Source organism: Roseisolibacter sp. H3M3-2 (genome assembly GCF_029211165.1).
Classification (GTDB): Bacteria; Gemmatimonadota; Gemmatimonadetes; order Gemmatimonadales; family Gemmatimonadaceae; genus Roseisolibacter.
The window spans coordinates 1-3,837 of the sequence record NZ_JARGEK010000416.1; the positions used below are offsets into that span (position 1 = coordinate 1).

The following is a 3,837-nucleotide window of genomic DNA, read 5'->3' on the forward strand; positions in this document are numbered from 1 at the left end:
CGGGTCGGCCCGCGCGCCGCGCCGGAGCGGCTCGCCGCGGCGGCGCCGGCGCGCGCGGGGGAGCCGTCGCTCGGCGACGCCGACGCGCTTCCGCCGGGCGCGCTGCTCGACACCACGCACAAGGTGCTCGCCATCGGCGCCTCCACCGGCGGCACGCAGGCGATCGAGCAGGTGCTGACGCAGCTGCCGGCGCACGCGCCGGGCACGGTCATCGTGCAGCACATGCCCGAGCACTTCACCGCCGCCTTCGCCCGGCGCCTCAACGGGCTGTGCGCGATGGAGGTCCGCGAGGCGCGGGACGGCGACGCCGTGGTGCCGGGGGTCGCGCTCATCGCCCCGGGGGGGAAGCACATGGTGCTCCAGCGCAGCGGCGCGCGCTACTTCGCCCGCATCAAGGACGGCCCGCCGGTGCACCACCAGCGCCCGGCCGTGGACGTGCTGTTCCAGAGCGTCGCGCGCCACGCGGGGCGCAACGCGCTCGGGGTGATCCTCACCGGCATGGGCGCCGACGGCGCCAAGGGGATGCTGGCGATGCGCGAGGCGGGGGCCCACACCATCGCGCAGGACGAGCAGAGCTGCGTGGTGTTCGGGATGCCGCGCGAGGCGATCCGGCTCGGCGCCGCCGCCGAGGTGGTGGCGCTCCCGCAGGTCGCCCCCGCCGTGCTGCGCGCGCTGGTGCGCGTGACCGGCGACGCGCTGGCGATGGTCTGACGCGCGGCCCGCCGGCAGGCACGCCGACGGACGACGCGGGGCCGGCTCTCCTCAGAGAGCCGGCCCCGCGCCGCGTCGGGGGGAGACGGGGAAGGGTCGGACGGTCGGGCGGTGGGACGGGTCAGGCGCGGCGACGGCGGCGGGCGACGAGGCCGAGGAAGCCGAGGCCCGTGCCGAGCAGCGCGTAGGTCGAGGGCTCCGGGACCACCGAGCCGGCGCCGCCGCCCGGGACCGCCGTCGCGCCGATGCCCAGCACCTTCATCTCGTCGTCGCCCATGTCGAGCCCCGCCGCGCTGCCGAGCGCGGTGTTGTACGACGCCAGGATCCAGTGCTGCGACGCCAGGTTGCCGGGGTTCACGTTGTACGCGTTCGGGCTGGAGCCGCCGTTGACGCTGCTGACCAGCTCCCAGCCGCCGGCGAGCAGCTGGCTCGCCGTCTGGCCGACGAGCGACGGCCCGCCGACGCCGGTCCACCGCAGGATCTGGAAGTCGCTGTCGTCGGGGACGGCGCCGAACGAGACCGAGTTCAGGTCGTACGCGCCGGTGAGGAAGCTGAGGAGCAGGAAGTCGGTGTTCTGCCCCGCGTTGTCCATCATGTGGTTCGGGTCGTCCGCGTCGTTGCCGCCCTCGGCGGCGGTGCCGACGCCGATGCCGGCGCCGCTGTACGGGCCCGTCACGGCCGCCGCCGACACGACGCGGTTGGCCGCCGTGTTCGAGACGGCGATGCCGAAGGCGCGCACGGTCAGCGTCGGCGTGTTGCTCCCCTGCGCGGCGCAGGTGTAGGTGTTGCCGAGCCCCGCGCCGCCGTTGCCGGCGAGCGCGCAGGCGCCGTTGCCGCTCTGGTCGGTGAAGCTCCAGGTGGACTGCGCGCCGGCGGCCGAGGCGAGCAGGGGGAACGCGACCGCGAGGGCGGCGAGACGGGAGATGGACACGGATCGGGGGAGCACGGGGGAGGACGGTGCGGCGGGAGACGTGCTCGGCTTTAGCAGCATGTATGCCCGTTCATGAATGACCTGTCACCATGAGCGGCCCGATGCTCCAACGTCCCATCCGGCAACGATTTGCGCGGGGGTGCGAACGAAAAGAGGGCCCCGGTCGGCAATCGACCAGGGCCCTCGAAGTGTTGTGCTGCTCCTACAGATTACGTGGTGTTCATGCGGCAGCGCGGCGGCGTCGCGCCACGCCCGCCAGTGCGACCAGCCCCGTGCCGAGCAGGAGGTAGGTGGACGGCTCGGGGACGACGGAACCCACGCCGCCGCCCGGGACGCCGGGGACGATGAACTCCTGCGCCCCGCCCACCGCCTGGCCGACCGAGCGCACGTCCGTCAGCACCGAGAAGCCGGCGAAGTCCAGCCCGTGCCAGTTGCTCGTCGCCGCCGTGGCGCCCGCGGCGTCCCACGACGTGGCCGCGTAGCTCCCCGGCGCCCACAGGTTCCAGATCGCGTGCTGGATCCCCGACCACTCGTCCTGCGCGGTCAGCCCGAACTGCGTGGTCAGCCACGCCGCCGTGCGGTACTTGGTCATCGCCTGGGCGTCGCCCGAGGCGGGGTGGCGGGTGGCGGCCAGCGACCCGCCGGCGTCGGCCAGCGACGTCAGGTTGGCGGTCCAGCTGTCGCCGAACGTCACCTGATTGAGGACGTCGATGCAGAACATGGTCACCGACTGCGCGGCGCCCACGCCCGTCTGCAGCGTCCCGACGAACGGCCCGACGTAGTGCGTGCCGTCGTTGGCGTTGGTCGGCGACGACTGGTAGGTGACGGCGGTCTGCGCCGACGCGGCGCCGGCGGAAAGGGTGAGGACGGCGGCGGCGGCGAACGAACGAATCAACGACATGCGGTGCTCCGACCCGGACGTGAAGCGCGCCCCGCGGCGGTGGTGCCGCGGGGCGCGCCGGAAGCAAACGCATGTCGCATTCCCCGGGCAGTGGCGCGCGCGCCACTGTGGCGCGGGCGCGACACCGGGCCGTCCGCGCTCAGTCCACCGCGCCGTCGCGCACCACCACGGTGCGCCGCCCGACCGTCGGCAGCGGCATCCGCGCCTTGGGGTCCTTCATGTCGGGGCGGTGCTGCGCGTGCGCGTCGTCCGCCGCCTCCTCGCTCCAGGCAAGCGACAGGCGGGCGCCGTCGAGCGCCAGCACCGGGAAGGTGGCCGCGCGCGCGCCGTCGCTCGCCGACGCCGCGGCGCCGAACGTCGCACCGCCGTCGCGCGACACGCGCACGCGCACCACCGGCGTGTTCCGCGTCCCGTCGTCCCACGCCACCACCACGCGCCCGCCGGCCGCGGCGAGCTGCACGTGCGCGGGGCGCGACCGTTCGGCCACCCCCAGCGCCACCGGCGCGTCGAACGTCCGGCCGCCGTCGTCGGAGCGCGCGTAGAACGTCCCCGCGGCGCCCTCCCTCCCGCTCCACCACGCGACGTGCACGCGCCCCGTCGAGTCGACGGCCAGCGACGGGCCGGCGTGCGGGCACCCGTCGATCACCCACCCGTCGCGCTGCGCCCGCGCCGGCGCGTCCCAGGTGCGCCCGCCGTCCGCCGAGCGCGCGACCACGACCTCGCGCACCTGCCCGGCGGCGACGGTGCGCCACGCGGCGTACACCGTGTCGCCGCGCCCCGGCGCGACCGCGGTGCGGCAGCACGGGCAGCTCTCGCCGGCGCTCACGCGCACGTTGGGCGCCCACGTGCGCCCGCCGTCGGCCGAGCGCGTGAAGTAGGTCGCGCTCTTCCCGCCGCGGCCGTCGAGCCACGCCGCGTACACGGTGTCGCCGCGCCCCGCCTGCAGCGAGTGGAAGTTGAAGCTCCCCCACGGCTGCGGCGTGTCGGTGACGCTCGCCGGCGCGCCCCACGTGCGCCCGCCGTCGGCGGAGCGCGCGAAGCGGAGTGCGCTGGCCGGGAAGCGGCGCCCGGGGACCTCCTTGCCCACCACCCACAGCGCGTAGAGCGCGCCGTCGGCGCCGTAGGCCAGCTTGGGCGGCGCCTCGCCGTGCGGCTCGATCCCGCCCAGCGGGTCGCGCACCTCGACCGGCGCGCCGAGCGTGCCGGCGGAGTCGGCGAGGGCCACGTACAGCCGCCCGTCGCTGCCGCCGCCGGGCGCCGACACCCACGCCACGGCGCGCCGCCCGCCGGGGCC

At 76.1% G+C, this 3,837-nt stretch carries 4 protein-coding genes; 1 reads left to right on the forward strand and 3 read right to left on the reverse strand.

The genetic code is table 11. The features are described 5' to 3' along the window. The coding region (locus PYV61_RS22160; protein WP_275835769.1) for a chemotaxis protein CheB at nucleotides 1–711 on the forward strand (711 nt) is incomplete at its 5' end. Nucleotides 712–832: 121 nt separating this feature from the next. Here the strand turns inward: PYV61_RS22160 and xdp1 are convergent. The 3 genes from xdp1 to PYV61_RS22175 all read right to left on the reverse strand — a co-directional run. After that, nucleotides 833–1,642 (reverse strand): exosortase-dependent surface protein XDP1, encoded by an 810-nt coding sequence (gene xdp1, locus PYV61_RS22165; protein ID WP_275835771.1) that lies wholly within the window; start codon nucleotides 1,640–1,642, stop codon nucleotides 833–835. Between the two features lie 220 nt (nucleotides 1,643–1,862). Continuing rightward, the gene (locus PYV61_RS22170) at nucleotides 1,863–2,543 is read right to left on the reverse strand and encodes a PEP-CTERM sorting domain-containing protein (protein ID WP_275835773.1); all 681 of its coding nucleotides are present in this window, start codon (nucleotides 2,541–2,543) and stop codon (nucleotides 1,863–1,865) included. 139 nt (nucleotides 2,544–2,682) lie between these two features. Then, nucleotides 2,683–3,837: sialidase family protein (locus tag PYV61_RS22175; RefSeq protein ID WP_275835775.1), on the reverse strand; the 1,155-nt coding region annotated here is incomplete at its 5' end.

What these genes read in the sequence shown, in the direction of transcription:
- PYV61_RS22170 (WP_275835773.1), bottom strand. Translation starts at nt 2,543, where the DNA reads ATGTCGTTGATTCGTTCGTTCGCCGCCGCCGCCGTCCTCACCCTTTCC.